Genomic DNA, 17986 nt, shown 5'->3' with positions numbered 1-17986 from the left:
GGCGTCTCAGGGAACCAGCTTCCATTGACCCTTGTCGAGCCTCACGACGACACGCGAGCGGTCGTCCGAGCCATAGCGGTCGGTCGGCTTGAAGTTGTAGACGCTGTGCGTGCCCACCAGCTCCTTGGTGCTGACGATGGCATCGCGCAGCGCCAGGCGGAACTGCGGCGTGCCTGGCTCGGCCTTGCTGGCCAGCGCGCGCTGAGCGGCGTCGAGATAGATCAGCCACGCATCGAAGCTGTAGGCCGAGAAGGTGTCGGTGGGCGGCGCGCCGTTGGCCTTCTGGAAGGCGGCGCGGAAGTCCATCGCGATCTTCTTCATCGGGTTGTTGTCGGGCAGTTGCTCGGCCACCACCACGGGGCCCGTGGGCGCCAGCAGGCCTTCGACCGAGGGGCCGCCGACGCGGATGAAGTCGGGGTTGATCAGCGAGTGCATGCCGTAGATCTTTCCCTTGTAGCCACGCTCGGTGAGCGCGAGGTACGGCAGCGCGCCCGGTGTGCCCGAGGCGCCGGTGATCACCGCATCGGGGCGCAGCGCCACGATCTTCAGCACCTGGCCGGCCACCGACGAATCGGCGCGCGCATAGCGCTCGTTCGACACCACCTTGATGCCGGCAGCGGGCGCCGACTTCATCAGCGCGTCGTACACCAGGTCGCCCCAGGCGTCGGAGTAGCCGATGTAGGCCACCGTCTTCACGCCGGCCTGCTTCATCTTCTCGACCATCGCGCCCATCATCAGCGGCGCGGGCTGCGGCAGCGTCACCATCCATGCGCCGTCATCGCCGGGCAGGTCGGCGTTGGCGATGGAGATCAGCGGTGTCTTCGTCTCGCGCGCCACGCCGGCGATGGCCAGCGAACCCGGCGCGCCGGCCGTGCCGATGATGACGTCGACCTTGTCTTCCTCGATCAGCTTGCGCGCGTTGCGCGCCGCGGTGGACGGATCGGACGCATCGTCGAGCTGGATCACCTGCACCTTGCGGCCACCGACCTCCGACTTGTAGGCCACGGCCGCCTTCATGCCCTTGTCGTAGGGAATGCCGAGCGACGACACCGGCCCCGACATCGAAGTGATGAAGCCGACCTTGAGATCGGCGGCCCACGCGCCCGCGGCGCTCAGCGCGCCGAGGCCCACGGCCACGGCCGCGAGTGTGCGAATTCGGTTCATGACTTTCATGGCGATGCTCCAGAGGTGGTTTTGGTTGGACGTGAGAAAAACTGCGAACTCAGAGGGCGAGGCTTCCGACGCTGGTGCCGCCGCACACGTACAGCACCTGGCCGGTGACGAAGCTGTTGTCGGCATCGGCGAAGAAACGCACGGCGCGTGCCACGTCGGCCGATTCGCCGAGCCGCCTGACGGGCACCGAGGCGGCGAGAGCGCGTTCCTTCTCGCTGCCGGCCTCGACCACGTCGTAGAACATGTCGGTGCGGATGGGCCCCGGCGCCACCACGTTCACCGTGATGCCCTCGGCCGCGAGCTCCAGCGCCCAGGTGCGCGCCATGCCCAGCATGCCGGCCTTGGTGGCCGAGTAGCTGGTGCGTGTGGCCAGGCCCAGCGCGGCGCGCGACGACAGCAGCACCACGCGGCCGAAGCGCTGCGCACGCATCGCGGGCAATGCACCTTGCACGAGCTGGATCGCACAGCCCAGGTGCAGGTCGACCAGCGCGTCGAGATCGTCGAGCTTCACATCGGGCAGCAGCGCGGCGCGAATCACGCCGGCGTTGTGGACGATGGTGGTGGGCGAGAAGCGCTCGACCAGCTCGCGCACCGCCTCGCCCGTGGCGGCGCGGTCGCTCAGGTCGACCTCGATGCTGTGCAGCTTCGGGTGGTCGATCTCCGCCTTGCGGCGCGCGAGCGACACCACCTCGTAACCCTGCGCGAGCAGGTCTTCGCAGATGGCCTTGCCGATGCCGGCGCTGCCGCCGGTGACGGCTGCGACCTTGGGTGCTGCGCTCATGCTTGCGCTCCTACCAGCGCGAGCACGCGCAGAGGACTGCCGCTACCCTTCTCGATCTTCAGCGGCGGGCAGATCAGCACCGCGCCCGAGGCCGGCAGCAGGTCGAGGTTGCTCAGGCACTGCAGCCCGTAGCGGCCCGCGCCGTGCATGTAGTAGTGGCAGGGGTACGGCGGGCGCAGGTGATAGCCCTGTCCGGCATCGGTGCCGATGGCCTCCGAGCCGAAGCCCAGCACGTCGCGCTGCTCTACCAGGAAACGCACGGCCGCGGTGCTCGGGCCCGGCGTGTGCTGGCCCGTCTCGTCGAAGTTCTGGTAGGCCTCGGGGTCGGTGCGCTTGGACCAGTCGGTGCGCATCAGCACCCATGCGCCCCTCGGGATGCGGCCATGCGCGGCCTCGTAGGCCTCGATGTCCTCGAGCGTCAGCAGGTAGTCGGGGTCGTCCTTCACCTGTGGCGAGCAGTCGATCACGCAGGCCGGCGCCACGAAGTGCTGCACGGGAATGGTGTCGACCGAGTTGTTCGGCAGGTCGCGGCCCGAGATCCAGTGGATCGGCGCGTCGAAGTGCGTGCCGGTGTGTTCGCCGCAGGAAAAGTTGTTCCAGTACCAGCCGGGCCCGCGCTCGTCGTACTTCGACACTTCCTCGATGCGGAAGGGCCAGCACTGGCCCATCTCGGGCGGCAGCGCGATCTGCGGGAACTCGGGTGTCAGCGTCTGCGTGAGGTCGATCACGCGGATGCGGCCGCTGGCCATGGCGGTCACCAGCCCGCCGAGGATCTCGGCGGCGGACATCAGTTCGGTCGTGGTGGTCATTCTTGTGGCTCCTGTCTCAGCCGCCTGCAGCCAGCTCGCGCTCGAGCACCTTGGGGTTGTCGCGCCAGCGCTCCAGCCACTCCTGCGCCACGTCGCCCGGGTACACGTCCTCCACGCCGTCGCGCAGCGCCTTCACGATGGCGTTGGCCAGCGCGGTGGGTGCGAGCTTGGGCGGCGGCGTGTGCTGGTTCCATTCGTCGTCGATGGGCCCGGGGAACACGTTGATCACGCGGATGCCGGCCGGCCGCATCTCGGCGCGCAGGCATTGCGCGAGCGAGTGCGCCGCCGCCTTCGATGCGCTGAAGGTGCCGTGCGGCGGGAAGTTGCTCAGTGCGTAGATAGACAGCAGGTTGACCCAGGCCGTCGCGCCCGTCACGCCATCGGCCGAGCGGCCTTTCAGCGCAGGCCCGAACTCCTGCGCGAGACGCAGCAGCCCGAAGTAGTTGATGTCCATCTCGGCCTTGGCCACGTCCGTGCCGCGCCGTGCACCGATGCCGAAGGTGCGGTGCACCTCCGCGTTGTTGATGACGATGTCGACCTTGCCGCCGATGGAGCCGGCAAGCTCCGTCACCTGGCGGCCGTTGGTCAAATCCAGCGGCACCAGCGTGACCTGCGGCAGCGCCGAGATGTCGTCAAGCCCGTCGCCCATCTTCTTCCAGGGCTCGGCGTGGCCGACCCAGACGATGTCGGCACCGGCCTTCACCAGCGCACGCACGATGGCCTGTCCGGCCTCGGTCTTGCCGTCGGTCACCAGCACCTTGCGGAACTTGGGGTCGCTGGTCATCTCGCGCAGCATCTTGTCGTCGGCCATGTGGGGACTCCCTTCGTTCGGAAAACCAATGAGAACGGCCTGCCCTGCACGGTCGAGCCGTGCGCCCACGCGCACTCTCTGCGGCGCGTCGCCAACCTCGCCGTGCAGGTGGACCATGAGCGTGGGGCCGGCATCCAGGTGCACCAGACCCAGCCGCCAGGGCAGCCGCTCGCGGAAGAACAGGTCGTTGCTGTGATGCAGCGTGGTGCTGCCGAGCAATTCGCCCTCGCCGCTCTGTTCGCGCCAGCGCAGCGCGGCCGAGAGGCACTTGTGGCAGACCTCGCGCGGCGGGTACTGCACCGTGCCGCAGTCGTCGCAGGTCTGGAGTTCGAAGCGGCCTTCGGCTGCGGCAGCAGTGAGACCGAGCGCCACGCGGCCGCGCGCGCCGGGTGGCAGGTTCATCTGCCGGGTGCGCAGCACCGGGTTCTTGCGCGGGGGGCGCATCAGGGGCATCGTCATGGCGCCTCCGCCGGGCCGCCCCAAGGCAGGCGCGCGGCCCCCTCGGGGGGAAGTGCAGCCGCGAAGCGGCAAATGTGGGGGCTCATCATTCCGGTCTCCCCAGGATCACCGCGCCTGTGCACAGGCAGCGGTCGTAGGTCACCATGCCGAAGCCGGCGACGAGGCCCGACTGGGCATTCGGCACGGCACGTTGTCCGGCCTGGTCGGTGAGTTGCCTGATCGCCTCGACCATGCCAAGGAAGCCGCCCGCGGCACCCGCCTGCCCGGCCGAGAGCTGGCCGCCGCTGGTGTTGTTCGGAAAGCTGCCGTCGAAGGTCATGGTGTTGGCCTGAACGAAGGCCGGGCCTTCGCCTTTCTCGCAGAAGCCCAGGTCCTCGAACTGCATCATCACGATGACGGGGTAGTCGTCGTAGGTCTGCACGAAGTCGAGCTCCGCGGGCTGGATGCCGGCCTGCGCATAGAGGTCGTCGCGGTCCTTGCGCCAGCCGCCCTGCACCATCACCGGGTCTTCGGCGTAGGCGTTGTGGCGCTCGATGGCACCGCGGATCACGACATGCGCAAGGCCCAGGTCGCGCGCGCGTTCCTCGCTCATCACGAGGAAGGCGTCGGCGCCGGCGCAGGGCATCACGCAATCGAAGAGATGAATCGGATCGGAGATGGCCCGCGCCGCCATGTACTCGTCGAGCGTCAGCGCCTTCTTGAACATCGCGTTGGGGTTGCCCAGCGCGTTGGTGCGCTGATCCACGCAGATGCGGCCGAAGTCCTCGCGCCTGGCGCCGTAGGTGCGCATGTAGTTGGCGGTGATGAACGCGAAGATCGAGTTCGGCCCGCCCGACCCGTACGGGTAACTCGCGTCGCGCGCGAAATTGCTGAAGCTGCCGAGCGTCTGGCGGAACGAATCGACGTGGTTGGTGTCCGCACCCACGCAAGCAACGATGTCCGCGTCGCCCGCCTGCACTGCCCGCGCGGCGCGGCGCAGGCACATCACGCCGGAGGCACCGCCGGTGGGCACGTGGTCGAGCCAGCGCGGCGACAGGCCCAGGTGCTGCGTGACGCCCACGGCCGTATCGGGCGCGAGCGAGAAGCTGCTGAGGCAAAGGCCGTCGATCTCTTCCTTGGCCACGCCGCTGGCTTTCACCAGCGCCTCGATGGCCTGGCCGATGAACCAGTGCGCGGTGCGCGTGGAGTAGCGCACATAGGGCACGGTCACGGGCACCGCGACCGCGACGCCTTCATAGGAGAGGCGCTTCGCCGTCATGCCTGCCTCTTCTTCATCGAACGGGTGTCGATGCAACGGGCCTGACCGGGCAGCGATTGCGCCATCTCGCGCAGTTGCCCGCGCTGGATCTTCTGCGAGGGCGTGAGCGGCAGCGCATCGACGAAGGCCACGTAGCCGGGCGCCTTGTAGTAGGCGAGCTGGGCCAGCGCGTGCTCGACGATGCTGGCCGCAGTCTGCTCCGGCTTCGAGGCATCGACGCCTTCGCGCATCACGATGCAGGCCAGCACCTCGTCGCCGCGCACCTCGTCGGGCGTGGCGGCCACGGCGGAGGTCTTCACTGCCGGATGCTGGTTGAGCACGCTCTCGACCTCGACGGCGGAGATGTTCTCGCCGCTGCGGCGGATCACGTTCTTCTTGCGGTCGACGAAGAAGAAATTGCCCTGCGCATCGCGGCGCACCAGGTCGCCGGTGTGGAACCAGCCGTCGGCCCAGGCTTCGCGCGTAGCTTCCTCGTCCTTCAGGTAGCCGGAGAAGAAATGGCGCCACGGGTCGAGGCCTGCCGAACGCACCAGCAGTTCGCCCGGAGCGTCGACACCGACATCGCTGCCGTCGTCACCTACGAGGCGGATCTCGACGAAGCTCTCTTGCCGTCCGAAGCAGCTGGTGCCCACGAGGCGCGGCTCGCGGTTGGCCATGATGCAGGCGGCCGCGCCGGTCTCGGTCATGGCCCAGGCCTCGACCAGCGGGAAGCCGAAGCGCTCCTCGAAGGGCGCGTGGTTCTTGCGGTCCACGCCGGCACCGAAGCCCCAGCGGATGGCGTGGTCGCGGTCGGCCGCCGATGCAGGCGCGGACAGCAGCATGGCCGGCATCACGCCGAGGTAGTGGACGATGGTCGCGCCGCTCTCCTTCGCGCTCGCCAGCCAGGTCTTCGGATGGAAGCGATCGAGCTGCACCAGGCAGCCGCCCGCGACCAGCACCACCATGGTGGAGAAGGCCATCGCGTTCATGTGGTTGAGCGGCAGCGGCGTGATGACGCGCTCCTTGTCGGGCCGAATGCTGCAGACGCCGTCGAGCGCCGCATACCACTCGCCCGCGCGCAGGAAGTAGGCATTGCTCAGGATGCAGCCCTTGGGCCGCCCCGTGGTGCCGGAGGTGTAGAGCAGGCCGCATTCGGTGTCGACGCCGACGGGCTCGTGGGCACGCGGCGCCGCGGTCTTCGCAAGGGGCACGGCATCGTCGGGCCCCATCGTCTCGAAGGCGATGCCGGCCTGTGCCGCCGCGGCGCGCAGGTCGGCCGCGCGCTCGGGCAGCGTGACGGCCAAGCCGATTTCGCTGTGGCCAATCAAATAGACCAGCTCGGCCGAACGCATCTCGGCGTTGATCGGCACCACGCTCACGCCCAGTGCGTTCAGCGCGAGCCAATGGAAGATGAAGGCGGGCCGGTTCTCCAGCAGCAGGCCGACGCGATGGCCGTGGCCGTAGCCCGCCTGCGCATAGGCCGTGCGCAGGCTTTCGATCTGCGTTGTGGCCTCGCCCCAGCGAATGGCGCCCGCCTCGATGCCATAGGCGGCAGCGGTCACCGATTCGGTGAACAGGAACTCGGCCTGCGGCGTACGCGCTGCGGTGGCCGCGAAGACTTGATGGACGGTGGCGTGTGACATCGCGTCCCCGTCAGATGAAGAGCTGCACGGCCGGCAGGGCCGCGTCGCAGTTGAGCAGGTTGACACGCTTGAGCGTCATGCGCAGCGCGCCGTCCTGCACCGCGAGGTGGTGGAAGAAGGTGCCGACGTAGAACTGCAGCTCGTCGCCCTGCGACTCCGTGTAGTGGAACGAGGTACGCATCACGTAGCGGTTGGCTTCCGGGTCGAACTCCTCGACCACCGGCACCTGCAGCAGGTGGTGGCAGCGGCTCGGCGGCTGCTGCGAGAAGGCACGCGGACTCTTCAGGCGCTCGATGCGCAGGTCGCGCAGCAGCTTGTCCTCGTAGAGGTGCGAGGTGTGGTTGAGGCCGTCTTCCTGGTCGGGGATCAGCGGCACCCAGTAGAAGGCGTCGTCGGTGAAGAGCGCATTCCACTCCTCGTAGCGGCGCGTGTCGAGCAGGTGCGCCTCGTGCACGACGAAGTCGATCAGGTCCTGGCGGGTGACTTCTGGTGCGGTGCCGGCCATCACATCGTCTCCGTCATGCGCTGGACCCAGCTGCGGTACTGGTTGCGCATCGGCAACTCGTTGGTGCCGCCGGTGGTGATCTCTCCGCCCTGGAGTTCGGCCGGGTCGTAGTCGCGGTGCAGGCTCACCCACTCGTTGCCGCTGGCATGCAGGCCGGCCTGCATGCCGCGATAGGCCTGCAGGTCGTCGTGGCCCACCACCGAGAACGGCGAGTTGATGAGGCGGTTGTACATGGCGGTGCGCTGCAGCAGCTCGGGCGGTGCACCCTTCAGGCGGAAGGTCCAGCTCTCGATCAGCGTCCTGTCGGCCGAGATCGGCTTGACCACGCGGATCGCCTGGATCGCGCCCTTGATCGTGAGGTTCGGGTAGTACACGGTGTTGTGCCGTGCCATGCCGAGGATCTGCGCGGTTTTCTCCTCGCCGTAGCGCGCCTTCATGGCGTTGTCGTACTCGGGGATCGCCTTGTACTTGCTGTGGATGCTGAAATGCACGCCCGTGAAGCTGTGGCCGTTGTCGTAGGTGCGGATGCCCATGTCCTCGAAGAACTTGTAGTCGGACATGAAGGGCACGAACTGCTCCACGGCCATGGGCTTGGGCTCGCTCTCGGGCTTGTCGGCCCACATGCGCTTGGCGGTGCCGGCCGAGGACTCGTGCGCCACCATCGGGTGCATGGTGTCGTTGAGGTTTTCGACGAACATCTTCCAGTTGCACTGGTGCATGAAGCGCAGGCAGCCGCCGGCGATTTCCAGTTCGCCCTCGGGCGAACGGTCTGCCATGTTGTCGATGGAGCTCAGCGAGTCGCCGAAGTACTCTTCGAAGTCCGGTCCGGCATCGTTGATCTTCACGAAGATGAAGCCGCGATGGCTGCGCACGTGCGTCACGGTGGTCAGGCCCTTGCCCGACTCGCATTCGTGCAGCTGGGTGTTCTCGTAGCCGGTCTTCAGCGGAATCGCCAGCGGCGCGCCGTCGGTCTTGAAGGTCCAGGCGTGGTACGGGCAGCGAAAGAACTTGCCGGTGTTGCCGCAGGGCCCGTTGACGAGGCGCGAGCCCTTGTGGGCGCAGCGGTTCATCATCGCGCGCACGCTGCCGTCGGAGTGGCGCACGACGATCAGCGGGCGACCGGCGATCTCGTTGCTGATCCAGTCGCCCGGCTTGGGCAGCTGGCTCTCGTGGCCGACGTAGTTCCAGGTGTTGGCGAAGAAGTGCTCCTGCTCCAGCTCGAAGAGCTCCTGGCTGGTGTAGAGGTCGCGGTGCACGCGGTCGTTCTGCACCAGTGCGCGGATGGCTTCGGGGTTGTCTCTGTAGGAGGTCATGGTTCTCGTGGCTCCTTGCTTCATCCTTGCTTCAGATGTCCAGCACCAGGCGCGCACCCTTGGCGCGCGAGATGCAGATCTGCATGACGTTGCCTTGCGCCTTCTCGCGGGCGGTGAGCACGTAGTCGCGGTGGTCGATCTCGCCTTCGAGCACAGGCACGGCGCACACGCCGCATTCGCCGCGCTTGCAGTCGAACATCGGGTCGCAGCCGTGCTCGATGAGGCAGTCGAGGATGCTCTGGTCCGCCGGCACGGTGAAGCGCTGGCCCGACTGGGCAAGCTCCACCTCGAAGGGCTGGTCGCCCTCTTCCGCGACAGGCTCGGTGAAGAGCTCGAAGTGCACGCGGTCGTGTTCCCAGCCGCGCGCCTGGGTGCGTTCGAGCACTGCGTCGAGCATGACCTTGGGGCCGCAGACATACAGGCGGTCGCCGGCGGGAACGCTGTCGAGCAGCGCGTCGATGTTCAGCGGCGCGCCGGCCTCGGCGTCGGCATGCACGCGCAGGTCGTCGCCCAGCAACGCCTGCAGTTCGGGCAGGAAGGCCATCAGCTCGCGGCTGCGGCCGGCGTAGTGCATCCGCACGGCCGCGCCTTCGGCACGGCGGCGCGCGGCCATGGTGGTCAGCGGCGTCACGCCGATGCCGCCCGCCACGAGCACCGTGCCGCCCGGGCCGGTGTGCAGCGGAAAGTCGTTCTTCGGCGGCTCGATGGCGATGGTGTCGCCCTCTTTCAGCCCTTCGTGCATGAAGCGCGATCCGCCGCGGCCTTCGGCCTCCTTGCGCACCGCGATCACGTATTCGGTCGGTGCGTTGGTTGCGTTGCGCGCGGTGTCGAAGTTGATGAGCGAGTAGTGGCGCCAGTCGGTCTTGCCATCGGCGAGCGATACCTGCACGCGGATGTGTGCGCCCGCAGCGAAGCCGGGCAGCGCGCGGCCGTCCTCGGCGCGCAGGCGAAGCATGCGGATCAACGGGTTCAAGGCCTGCGTCTCGGCGACGCGCAGCGAGAGGGTGGCGGTGGGAGCGGTCATCTTCGTCTCGTCTCTTCAGGCCAGTGCATGCTGCGCCAGCGCGGCCTGCAGCTTGTGGCCGTGCTCGTCGGCAAGCGCTGCATCGCGCAGCTCACGCAGCGTGGCCGGTGCGAGCCTCTCGCCCGCGCGCTCGAAGGCGCGCATCACGGTGTCGTAGTTGCGGATGCCGCGCTCGTGCGTATCGCTGTAGCCCTTGACGAGGCGCTGGCACTGGGCCAGCTCAACGGCGAGCTCGGGATTGCGCTGCGCGGTGGCGGCGATGCGTTGCAGCCATTCCTCGATTCGGCGGTTCTCCTCGGCATAGCGCATGGTCGACAGGCGCCAGCGCCTGCATGCCGCCACGGCGCGCAGCATGAGATAGCCGCGCAGGGAGCTGGTCTGGATCACGCGACCGTGCTGCGTGAAGCGCTCGATGATCTTCTTCGGCAACGTCGAGTTCATCAGCCAGCGGCCGATGCCGCCGGGCAGGGTCTCGCAGATTTCCTGCAGGCGCGGGTGCATGTACTCGTTGATGGCGAGCACCTGGCCCGGCTGCACGCGGGCCTCGCCGCGCACTCGCTCGAATCGGGTGGCGCGGGTCTTCAGGGCCGCGACGCGGGCGGTGTCTTCGTAGGACATCCAGAGAGCGAGGTGGCGTGCGGTCTCGCGAAGCAGGCGATGGTCGTCGCTGCCCGGCAGCGCTTCGACTGCGGCCATGCGATCGAGGTAGAGGCCGGCGTAGGCCGGGTCCTGGTAGTCGATGAGGCGGCGCACGCCCTCGAACAGCAGGTCTTGTGCGGGCAAAGGAAAGTTGCGCTGCACGCGTTCGACCAGTGCGCGCACGGCCGGGTGGCGCGGCTGCGGGGCCTGGACGGCGGCCGGCGCTTCTTTCGCGGGCTCATCGCCGCCGGCATCCTGTGCGCGGGTGAAAGCGGCTCCGAAGGCCTTGAGACTGGGCTTCACGCCTACGCCGCCGCGCTCGATGGTCGCCTCGAACTGTGTGCGGCTGAACGGCAGCACGCCCGAGCCGGCCAGGGCGCCGAAGAGCACGGCGCTGATCACGCTGCCCGATGCCTCGGCGGCCTGCGCCATGTCGAAGCGGATGAATCGCTTGGCCGCATTCGCGGTGTGTGCGAGAAGCTGATCGCTGTCGACGCGGCCGTCGCCCATCGCGCTTTTTTCCGCGATGGAGAACACGCGGTGCGTGGAGGCGATCAGCGTAGTGCGCTCGCGCGTGACGAGGCCGCGCTGCACGGCACGGCCGGCTTCCATCAGTTCCGATGCGAGCACCACGTCGACATCGCCCGGCAGCGGCATCAGCGCGAGCACCGGCGTGCCGCCATCGGCGTCGGCCTGCGCCACGGGATACAGCTCGACGTAGTAGATGGTCGCGCCGGTGCGCTGGGCCACGCCCGGCACGGAAGTGGTCTGGGCGACGTAGCCGTTGGCCTCGCCCATGTCGACGATCCAGTCGGCGAGCACGCCACCGCCCTCCCCGCCCATGGCGAGGATCGCGATCTTGATCGGTTGAGCCTTGTTGCTCGTCATGGTTTCAGAAGGCATAGGCTTCACGGCGGCGCGCCTCGCCGCGCTGCAGCCAGCCGATGACGGCCGCGCGTACGCGATCGCGCAGTTGGTCCCAGCGGCTGGGGTTGCTCACGATCTGAGCCTTGTAGAACGAAGGGCATAGCACCGCCGCGTGCGAGACCTCGCCGCACACGCCACAGCCCACGCAGCTGTCGAGCACGGTCGCGACCGGGTCGCTGCGCAGCGGATCGGGGTTGGGCTTGATCGACAGCGAGGGGCAGCCCGAAAGGCGGATGCAGGAGTGGTCGCCGGTACAGGTGTCCGAGTCGACACCGAACTTCTCGCGCACCATGCGCTTGCCGTCGGCAATCGCCTTGCGCACCAGCGGTTTCTCGCGGCGCTGCTTGTTGAGCATGCACTCCGACTGGGCGATCAGGACCTTCGGGCCCTTCTCCCTGGTGGTCAGCGCTTCCTTGAGTGCATCGCGCATGCCGGCGATGTCGTAGGTGCGGCGCAGCGTCTTCACCCACTTGACGCCCACGCCGCGCACCGCGCTCTCGATCTCGTGGCCGGTGCTGCGCGTCTTGTTGACGGCATTCGACGAGAGGATGTCCTGCCCGCCGGTGGCCGAGGTGTAGTTGTTGTCGACGACGATGGTGAGGTTGTCGCTCTTGTTGAAGACCGCGTTGGCAACGCCGCTGGTCAGGCCGTTGTGCCAGAAGCCTCCGTCGCCCATCATCGAGATCGCGCGCTTGCCTGCGGGCGCGTTGAGCGCCGCGGCACCCGCGCCACCCAGGCCGTAGCCCATGGTGGTGTTGCCGATGTTGAAGGGCGGCAGGATGGAGAACAGGTGGCAGCCGATGTCGGCGCTCACGTGGTGCGGGCCGAGTTCGCGCTCGACCAGCTTCATCGCGCTGAAGATGGGACGCTCGGGGCAGCCGGTGCAGAAGCCCGGCGGGCGGGCGTGAACGACTTCGCCCAGTGCCGTGGAAGGTACTGCGGGTTCAGCGACCTCGATCAGCGGAATCACCTTGCGCACGGGCGCGGGCACCGGCAAGGGTGCTATGCGTTCATAGCGCTCGCAGAAGCTGCGTGCGCCCTTGAGCAGTTCGGCGGCGGTGTACTCGCCGGCCACCGGCAGCATGTCCTTGCCGTGCAGCACGGTGGAGGAGCCAGCCTGGCGCAGGATGGTCGCGAGGTTCTGCTCGACGAAATTGGGCTGCCCCTCTTCCACCACCAGCACGGCGCGCTTGCCTTCGCAGAAGCGGATCACCTCGCTCTCGATGACGGGGTAGGCCACGTTCATCACGTACAGCGGCACTTTGGTGTTGCCGTAGACGTCGGCCAGCTCGAGGCGCTCCAGCGCGCGCATCAGGGTGTTGTAGCTGCCGCCCTGCACGATGATGCCGATGTCGTCGGCGTCTTCAGAGAAGAACTCGTTGAGCTTGCGCTCCTCGATGAAGCGCACCGCGGCGGGCCAGCGGTCCTTCACCTTCTCCTGCTCGTGCACGAAGCTCGCAGGCGGCAGCACGATGCGGCCGACGTCGCGCTGCGGGTTCTCGAGCGCATCTTTCAGCGTGAACTTCGCGCGCTTGTTGTCGCCCGCGACGAAGTGGCCATGCACGTGGCAGGCGCGGATGCGCAGCTGCAGCATCACCGGCGTGTTGCTGGCTTCGGAGAGATCGAAGCCCTGCTTCACCGCATCGACGATGCTGGGCAGGTTGGGGCGCGGATCGAGCAGCCAGATCTGCGACTTCATCGCGAAGGCGTGGCTGCGCTCCTGCATGATCGAGGAGCCTTCGCCGTAGTCTTCGCCCACGATGATGAGAGCGCCGCCGGTCACGCCACCCGACGCCAGGTTGGCCAGTGCGTCGGAAGCCACGTTGGTGCCCACGGTGGCCTTGAAGGTGACGGCGCCGCGCAGCGGGTAGTTGACGGAGGCTGCGAGCGTGGCGGCCGCGGTGGCTTCGCTCGCGCTGTTCTCGAAGCGGATGCCCTGCTCGGAGAGGATGTCCTGCGCATCGGCCAGCACGTCCATCAGGTGCGAGATGGGCGCGCCCTGGTAGCCCGCCACGTAGGAAACTCCCGACTCCAGAAGGGCCTTGGTGACCGCCAGAATGCCCTCGCCGCGGAAGACTTCCCCACCAGAAAGCCGCAGTTTCTTGACTTCTTCAACGAATGAACGCTCTGCCATCTGGGTCCTTGTTGTCTGTCGTGGGACGATGCGACTTGGGAGTTGCATCGTGCTTTCTATAATGTTGACAAATGAATGTATCCACAATCATGAATTACCCTAGACATGCAAGCAGCGTGCCCGTGGCGACTGTGAGGTGCCTTCATGGCTGATCAACCCGTCGAATCGCATCGCTTCGTCGATGACTACCTGCCCGCGCTGCTGGCGCAGGCCAGCCAGCTGATCTCCTCGGAGTTCCACGAAGTGGCGCGCCAGCAGGGCTTCTCCGTGTCGGAGTGGCGCGTGATGGCATCGCTCGCCGGCAGCGAGCCGATCAGCATCGGCCAGCTCGCGCAGGTGACCGTGACCAAGCAGCCCACGGTGACGCGGCTGCTGGATCGCATGGAAGCACGAGGACAGGTCGAGCGCCTGCCCCACGAGAGTGATCGCCGCATCACGCTGGTGCGCATCACGCGCAAGGGCCTGAAGGCAGTCGAGCACCTGATGGAACTGGCGCGCGAACACGAGCGGCGCGTGCTCGAACCCTTCGGCCTGCGGCGCGCGGAAGAGCTCAAGCAGACGCTGCGGCAGATGATCGACCTGCACGTGCGCGTGCCGGGCGACGAACCGGAAGAAGAGTGAGCCTCTCCGGCTCCGTCGCTCAGAGGCGGGGCACGAGAACAGCGCGGCCGCGATGGCCGCGCTGCGCGATCCAGTCGAGCGCGGCAGCGGCATCCGCGAGCGCGAACGGACGCACATCCAGATGCAGGCGGCCGTCGGCCAGCCTCGCCAGCAACTCGGGTGCCGCGGCACGGCCTTCGGCTTCCCGCCGGAACATGTTCAGAGGCAGCAACGCCACGTCGCGCTGAAGAAAGTGCGCGATGTCGAGCGAAAGCGTGGGGCCGGCGGTGTAGCCGATCAGCACCGCGCGGCCGCCGGGTCGCACCGAAGGCAGCGTTCCGGCAAGCACCTCTGCGCCGACCGTGTCGATCAACAGGTCGGCACTGGCGACCGCAGGAGAAGGTTCGCCAGGCGCCACAGCCGTCGCCACGCAACCGGCATCGCGTGCAAGCTGCATCACGAGCGAGCCGACAGCGCCGCTCGCACCCGTCACAAGAACCTGCTCGCCGGCCCGCAGCTTCGCGACTTCGTGCAACGCCACCCATGCAGAGGTCGTGGGCGAGAAGAACGCGGCGCCGAGCGTCATCGGCACCGCATCCGGGAGCAGGCCCAGCGCTTCGTCGGGTGCGTCGATCAATTCGCACCAGGTGCCGTCGAAGAGCGTGCCGAGGCCGCTGCCGCGCAGCCACACGCGCTGTCCGGCCTCGTAGCGGCCGCTTTCGATGACGACACCCGCAGCCTCCACGCCTGGCGTATAGGGCAGCGGCGGGTGGCGCAGGAGGTTCCCGCGCCACACGGTGCGATCGATGTGGCCGACCGTCGCGGCCTCCATGCGCACGATGGTGCGGCCAGGGCGAGGCGTCGGATCGACAACCTCCTCCAGCACGGGCGTCGCATCGAAGTCATGAATGCGTACGGCCTTCAAGGCAGCGCCTCCAGAAAGTCGAGCACCACGCGTGCAAAGGCCTCGGGCATCTGGTCGGGCAGCGGAACCATGCCGCCCTCGATGTCGACGATGCGCGCCTGCGGCAGGTGATGCTGCAGCTCCGCCGCATGCGGTGCCGCGAATGGGTCTTCGGTAGCGCGCACGATCAGCACAGGCTGGACGATGCGATCGATACGCTCTTCCATGCGGTACGACGCCACGGCGCGGTGCCCCTCCTCCACGCGCTCGACCTTCAACGCATCGAGCACGAAGGCTTCGAGCAGATCGGGGCGTCCCGGCGGATAGAAGCCCTGCCGCTTCTGCCACAGCGCGGCGAGGTGAGTGCCGTCTTCGCTCGGTGCGACCTCGTCGATCGGCGGACGCTGAGCCCGTGCCTTCCGGAAGGGCTCGTCCGTGTACGGCGTGGACGACAGCACCAGGCTGCGAACGCGCTCCGGAAACGCAGCCGCGAGTTCGACCGCGACGACGCCGCCCGTGTGATGCCCGACCACGTCGACCTGCGTGATGTTCAGCGCGTCGAGCAGCTCGCGAGCCACGCTCGCCCACTGCTCGATGCTCGCCGGCACGCCGCCATCGGCCGAGTCGCCGAAGCCCGCCGTGTCCATCGCGATGGCCCGGCGATGCGCGCCGATCAGCGGAAGCACCGCGCGATATTCGGTCCAGCTGCGCGGCGACTGGTGCAGCAGCAACACCGCTGGCGAAGCAGGATCGCCGCAGGCCGCGTAGTGCACCTGCCCCACCGACAGGTCGGCGAAGGCACGGCGGATGCTCATGACAGGGTCCGGTCGGCAGGCGCGCGCCACAGGCCGGCGTGCCGCAGTTCGCCGAGCGTGCGCGAGAGCACGTCGCGCCGATAGGCTGCGACGTCGCGGCCTTCGTAGTCGTAGAAGCCGCTGCCGCTCTTGAGTCCGAGCCGCCCCTGCTCGACCATCTTCCCGACGATGGCCGGCGCGGTATATCGGCCGGCGTCGAGCGAGGCCGACATCTCGCGGCTCGCGTGATGCAGGATGTCGCAGCCGCCGAAATCGATGAACTCGACCACGCCCAGCGCGGCGAAGCGCAGGCCCAGGCCGTAGCGCGTGGCCTTGTCGATCTCCTCGGCGGTGGCCGCGCCCTCCTCGATCATTCGCGCAGCCTCGTTCATCACCAGCGCCTGCAGCCGCGGCACGATGTAGCCCGGCGAGGCGCCGCAGACCACGGGCAGCTTGCCGATCTCTTCCATCAGCGCCTTGGTGCGCGCGAGCACGGCTGCATCGGTACCTGGGTGGCAGCTCAGCTCGACCACCGGAATCACATAGGCCGGGTTGAGCCAGTGCATGTTGAGGAAGCGCTCCGGCAGCCGCACGAGCGACGCGAGTTGCGTCACGAGGATGCTGCTGGTGGTCGAGGTCAGGATCGCGTCGTCGCGGCAGTGGCGGTTGATGTGCTCGAAGGCTTCGCGCTTGGCTTCCATGGTTTCTGGCACGCCTTCGAACACGAGTTCGGCGGCGGCCAGCGCTCGCGGCGCGGCCGTTGCGTCGACGAGCTCCACGCGCGCTGCGATGGGCCCGACCTGCGATGCATCGATCACGCCCAGTTGGGCGAGGCCCGAGAGGCTGGCCTCGATCTCCGCCTTTGCTTCGTCGCGCAGGCGCTGCCATGCTTCGTCGCCGCGCGGGCGCAGGTCGATAAGCGAGATGCGATGGCCCGCATAGGCGAACGCGATCGCGATGCCGCGCCCCATGCGGCCCGCGCCCACGGCGGCGAAACGTGGCAGAGAGGCCGCTTCATTCGCCATCGTGAAGCCTCTGCTTGAGCTGCGCCGTGCTCAGGCCGGCGAAGCCCAGGCTCTCGAAGGTGCGAGGGCCGCGCCGCAGATCGCGCCCGAGGAAGCCGCCGACGATGGCCAGCAGGCCGTGCGCGATGGGCGCATCCACGCCGGCGTGGCGCGCGGCCGAGGCCAGGAAGGCCAGTCCGAGCTCGGTGTCTTCCGTGATGTAGCGGTGCGAGTGCAGGTCGATGTTCTCCCGCCAGTCGCCCGACTTGACGAGTTGCTTGTGGGCATCGCCGTACATCCACTGGTCGTTGTTGTAGTGGTCGGCCAGCGGATAGTGCGGCGCACCCTGCCCGAAGGCTTCGCGCACCGCGATGCGCTCCTGGTCGAGCCGGTCGGTCACGTCGCGCACGGCGCGCTGCGTGCCTTCGTTATGGATGTCCCAGCGCTCGAAGTGCTGCAGCGGCGCTGCGTTCATCACCATCAGCGGCGGGTGGATGACGGGGCCCGCGTTCATCAGCGCGCCAGAGAGTGCGTCGCCGCAACCATGCACGGCCGGGTAGGCCCTGCGGATCACTTCGATGGCCTGTGCCTCCTTGCGGGCCGGATAGACCCCTGTCGGCAGGCGGATGGCGCGGATGGTGACGTTGACCTCGCGCTCGCCATGCTTGCGCGCCAGGTAGGGCAAGGTGCCGGTCTCCGCCCAGGCGACGTCGGCGCGGCTGCCCGCCTCTTTCACCGTCTTCGCCATGACGTAGCTGCCGAAGGTGCCCGGCGGCAGGAACACCACCTGCCCGTTGGCCAGGTGCGGCGCCATCGCGAGCGCGATGTCGTGCTGGGCGATGGCGGGGGTGGGGATGACGATCAGCTCGGCGTCGCGCATGGCGGCGCCGATGTCGGCAGTGGCCAGCGCAATGGGCACCTCGCGCGCGCCTGCTGCGTCCTTCAGCGTGATGGCGCCGGCGCGCAGCAGCGGCTCGAGCGCCTTGGCGTCGCGGCGCCACAGGCGCACCTCGTGACCGGTTTCAGACAGGTCCGCGGCGGCCGCATAGGCGCCATGACCACCCCCAAGAATCGCAATTTTCATGTCGAAAGTCGAAAAGCAGGTGTCGATGAACCGGCGGCCGCGGGGCGACTCCGGGGAAGCAATGCGCCATTACATTACTTTTCATCGATTCAGATGTCAATCAAACCCAAAGACATCCACGTGCTCGCAAACCCGCAATCGGACC

Annotated in this window: 16 protein-coding genes; 1 reads left to right on the top strand and 15 read right to left on the bottom strand. The window is 68.0% G+C overall.

The features are described from left to right. Positions 1–6 precede the first annotated feature (6 nt). From ABL840_RS10765 to ABL840_RS10715, 11 genes are all read right to left on the bottom strand, one after another. On the bottom strand, positions 7–1173 hold the full coding sequence (locus tag ABL840_RS10765) for an ABC transporter substrate-binding protein (RefSeq protein WP_093307067.1): 1167 nt from the start codon (positions 1171–1173) through the stop codon (positions 7–9). 49 nt (positions 1174–1222) lie between these two features. After that, positions 1223–1954, bottom strand: a complete 732-nt coding sequence (locus ABL840_RS10760) for an SDR family oxidoreductase (RefSeq protein ID WP_093307066.1) — start codon at positions 1952–1954, stop codon at positions 1223–1225. After that, positions 1951–2763: a cyclase family protein gene (locus ABL840_RS10755; protein ID WP_093307065.1), complete on the bottom strand. Its 813-nt coding sequence runs from the start codon at positions 2761–2763 to the stop codon at positions 1951–1953. The genes ABL840_RS10760 and ABL840_RS10755 overlap by 4 nt, the downstream gene beginning before the upstream one ends. A 16-nt stretch (positions 2764–2779) precedes the next feature. Further along, positions 2780–4033, bottom strand: coding sequence for an SDR family NAD(P)-dependent oxidoreductase (locus ABL840_RS10750; RefSeq protein WP_093307064.1), 1254 nt, complete (start codon positions 4031–4033; stop codon positions 2780–2782). A gap of 85 nt (positions 4034–4118) precedes the next feature. Next, entirely contained in the window at positions 4119–5291 is a 1173-nt protein-coding gene (locus ABL840_RS10745; RefSeq protein ID WP_093307063.1) for a thiolase family protein, read from the bottom strand. Beyond that, on the bottom strand, positions 5288–6913 hold the full coding sequence (locus tag ABL840_RS10740) for an AMP-binding protein (protein ID WP_093307062.1): 1626 nt from the start codon (positions 6911–6913) through the stop codon (positions 5288–5290). Before ABL840_RS10740 ends, ABL840_RS10745 begins: the two co-directional genes overlap by 4 nt. 10 nt (positions 6914–6923) lie before the next feature. Then, positions 6924–7418 (bottom strand): aromatic-ring-hydroxylating dioxygenase subunit beta, encoded by a 495-nt coding sequence (locus ABL840_RS10735; RefSeq protein ID WP_093307061.1) that lies wholly within the window; start codon positions 7416–7418, stop codon positions 6924–6926. After that, positions 7418–8731, bottom strand: a complete 1314-nt coding sequence (locus ABL840_RS10730) for an aromatic ring-hydroxylating dioxygenase subunit alpha (protein ID WP_093307060.1) — start codon at positions 8729–8731, stop codon at positions 7418–7420. Before ABL840_RS10730 ends, ABL840_RS10735 begins: the two co-directional genes overlap by 1 nt. Positions 8732–8762: 31 nt before the next feature. Next, positions 8763–9755, bottom strand: a complete 993-nt coding sequence (locus ABL840_RS10725) for a PDR/VanB family oxidoreductase (protein ID WP_093307059.1) — start codon at positions 9753–9755, stop codon at positions 8763–8765. 15 nt (positions 9756–9770) lie between these two features. Next, positions 9771–11282: an indolepyruvate oxidoreductase subunit beta family protein gene (locus tag ABL840_RS10720; RefSeq protein WP_093307058.1), complete on the bottom strand. Its 1512-nt coding sequence runs from the start codon at positions 11280–11282 to the stop codon at positions 9771–9773. 4 nt (positions 11283–11286) lie between these two features. Further along, positions 11287–13455 (bottom strand): indolepyruvate ferredoxin oxidoreductase subunit alpha, encoded by a 2169-nt coding sequence (locus tag ABL840_RS10715; protein ID WP_093307057.1) that lies wholly within the window; start codon positions 13453–13455, stop codon positions 11287–11289. 144 nt (positions 13456–13599) lie between these two features. Here ABL840_RS10715 and ABL840_RS10710 point away from each other — a divergent pair, with 144 nt between their 5' ends. Further along, positions 13600–14076 (top strand): MarR family winged helix-turn-helix transcriptional regulator, encoded by a 477-nt coding sequence (locus tag ABL840_RS10710; RefSeq protein WP_093307056.1) that lies wholly within the window; start codon positions 13600–13602, stop codon positions 14074–14076. A 19-nt stretch (positions 14077–14095) separates the two neighbouring features. Here the strand turns inward: ABL840_RS10710 and ABL840_RS10705 are convergent, their stop codons facing one another. From ABL840_RS10705 to ABL840_RS10690, 4 genes are read right to left on the bottom strand one after another with little or no spacing between them, the layout of a single operon-like run. After that, the gene (locus tag ABL840_RS10705; RefSeq protein WP_093307055.1) at positions 14096–14980 is read right to left on the bottom strand and encodes a quinone oxidoreductase family protein; all 885 of its coding nucleotides are present in this window, start codon (positions 14978–14980) and stop codon (positions 14096–14098) included. Further along, positions 14977–15774, bottom strand: a complete 798-nt coding sequence (locus tag ABL840_RS10700; RefSeq protein ID WP_093307054.1) for an alpha/beta fold hydrolase — start codon at positions 15772–15774, stop codon at positions 14977–14979. Before ABL840_RS10700 ends, ABL840_RS10705 begins: the two co-directional genes overlap by 4 nt. Beyond that, positions 15771–16778, bottom strand: a complete 1008-nt coding sequence (locus ABL840_RS10695; RefSeq protein ID WP_093307053.1) for a 3-hydroxybutyryl-CoA dehydrogenase — start codon at positions 16776–16778, stop codon at positions 15771–15773. Before ABL840_RS10695 ends, ABL840_RS10700 begins: the two co-directional genes overlap by 4 nt. After that, entirely contained in the window at positions 16768–17841 is a 1074-nt protein-coding gene (locus ABL840_RS10690) for an NAD/NADP-dependent octopine/nopaline dehydrogenase family protein (RefSeq protein ID WP_093307052.1), read from the bottom strand. The genes ABL840_RS10695 and ABL840_RS10690 overlap by 11 nt, the downstream gene beginning before the upstream one ends. Positions 17842–17986 lie beyond the last annotated feature (145 nt).

Source organism: Variovorax sp. NFACC27, from assembly GCF_048301545.1.
GTDB classification, from domain to species: Bacteria; Pseudomonadota; Gammaproteobacteria; order Burkholderiales; family Burkholderiaceae_C; genus Variovorax; species Variovorax gossypii.
The sequence above is the reverse complement of the archived record's forward strand: the minus strand, read 5'-3'. Positions and strand labels throughout refer to the sequence as shown.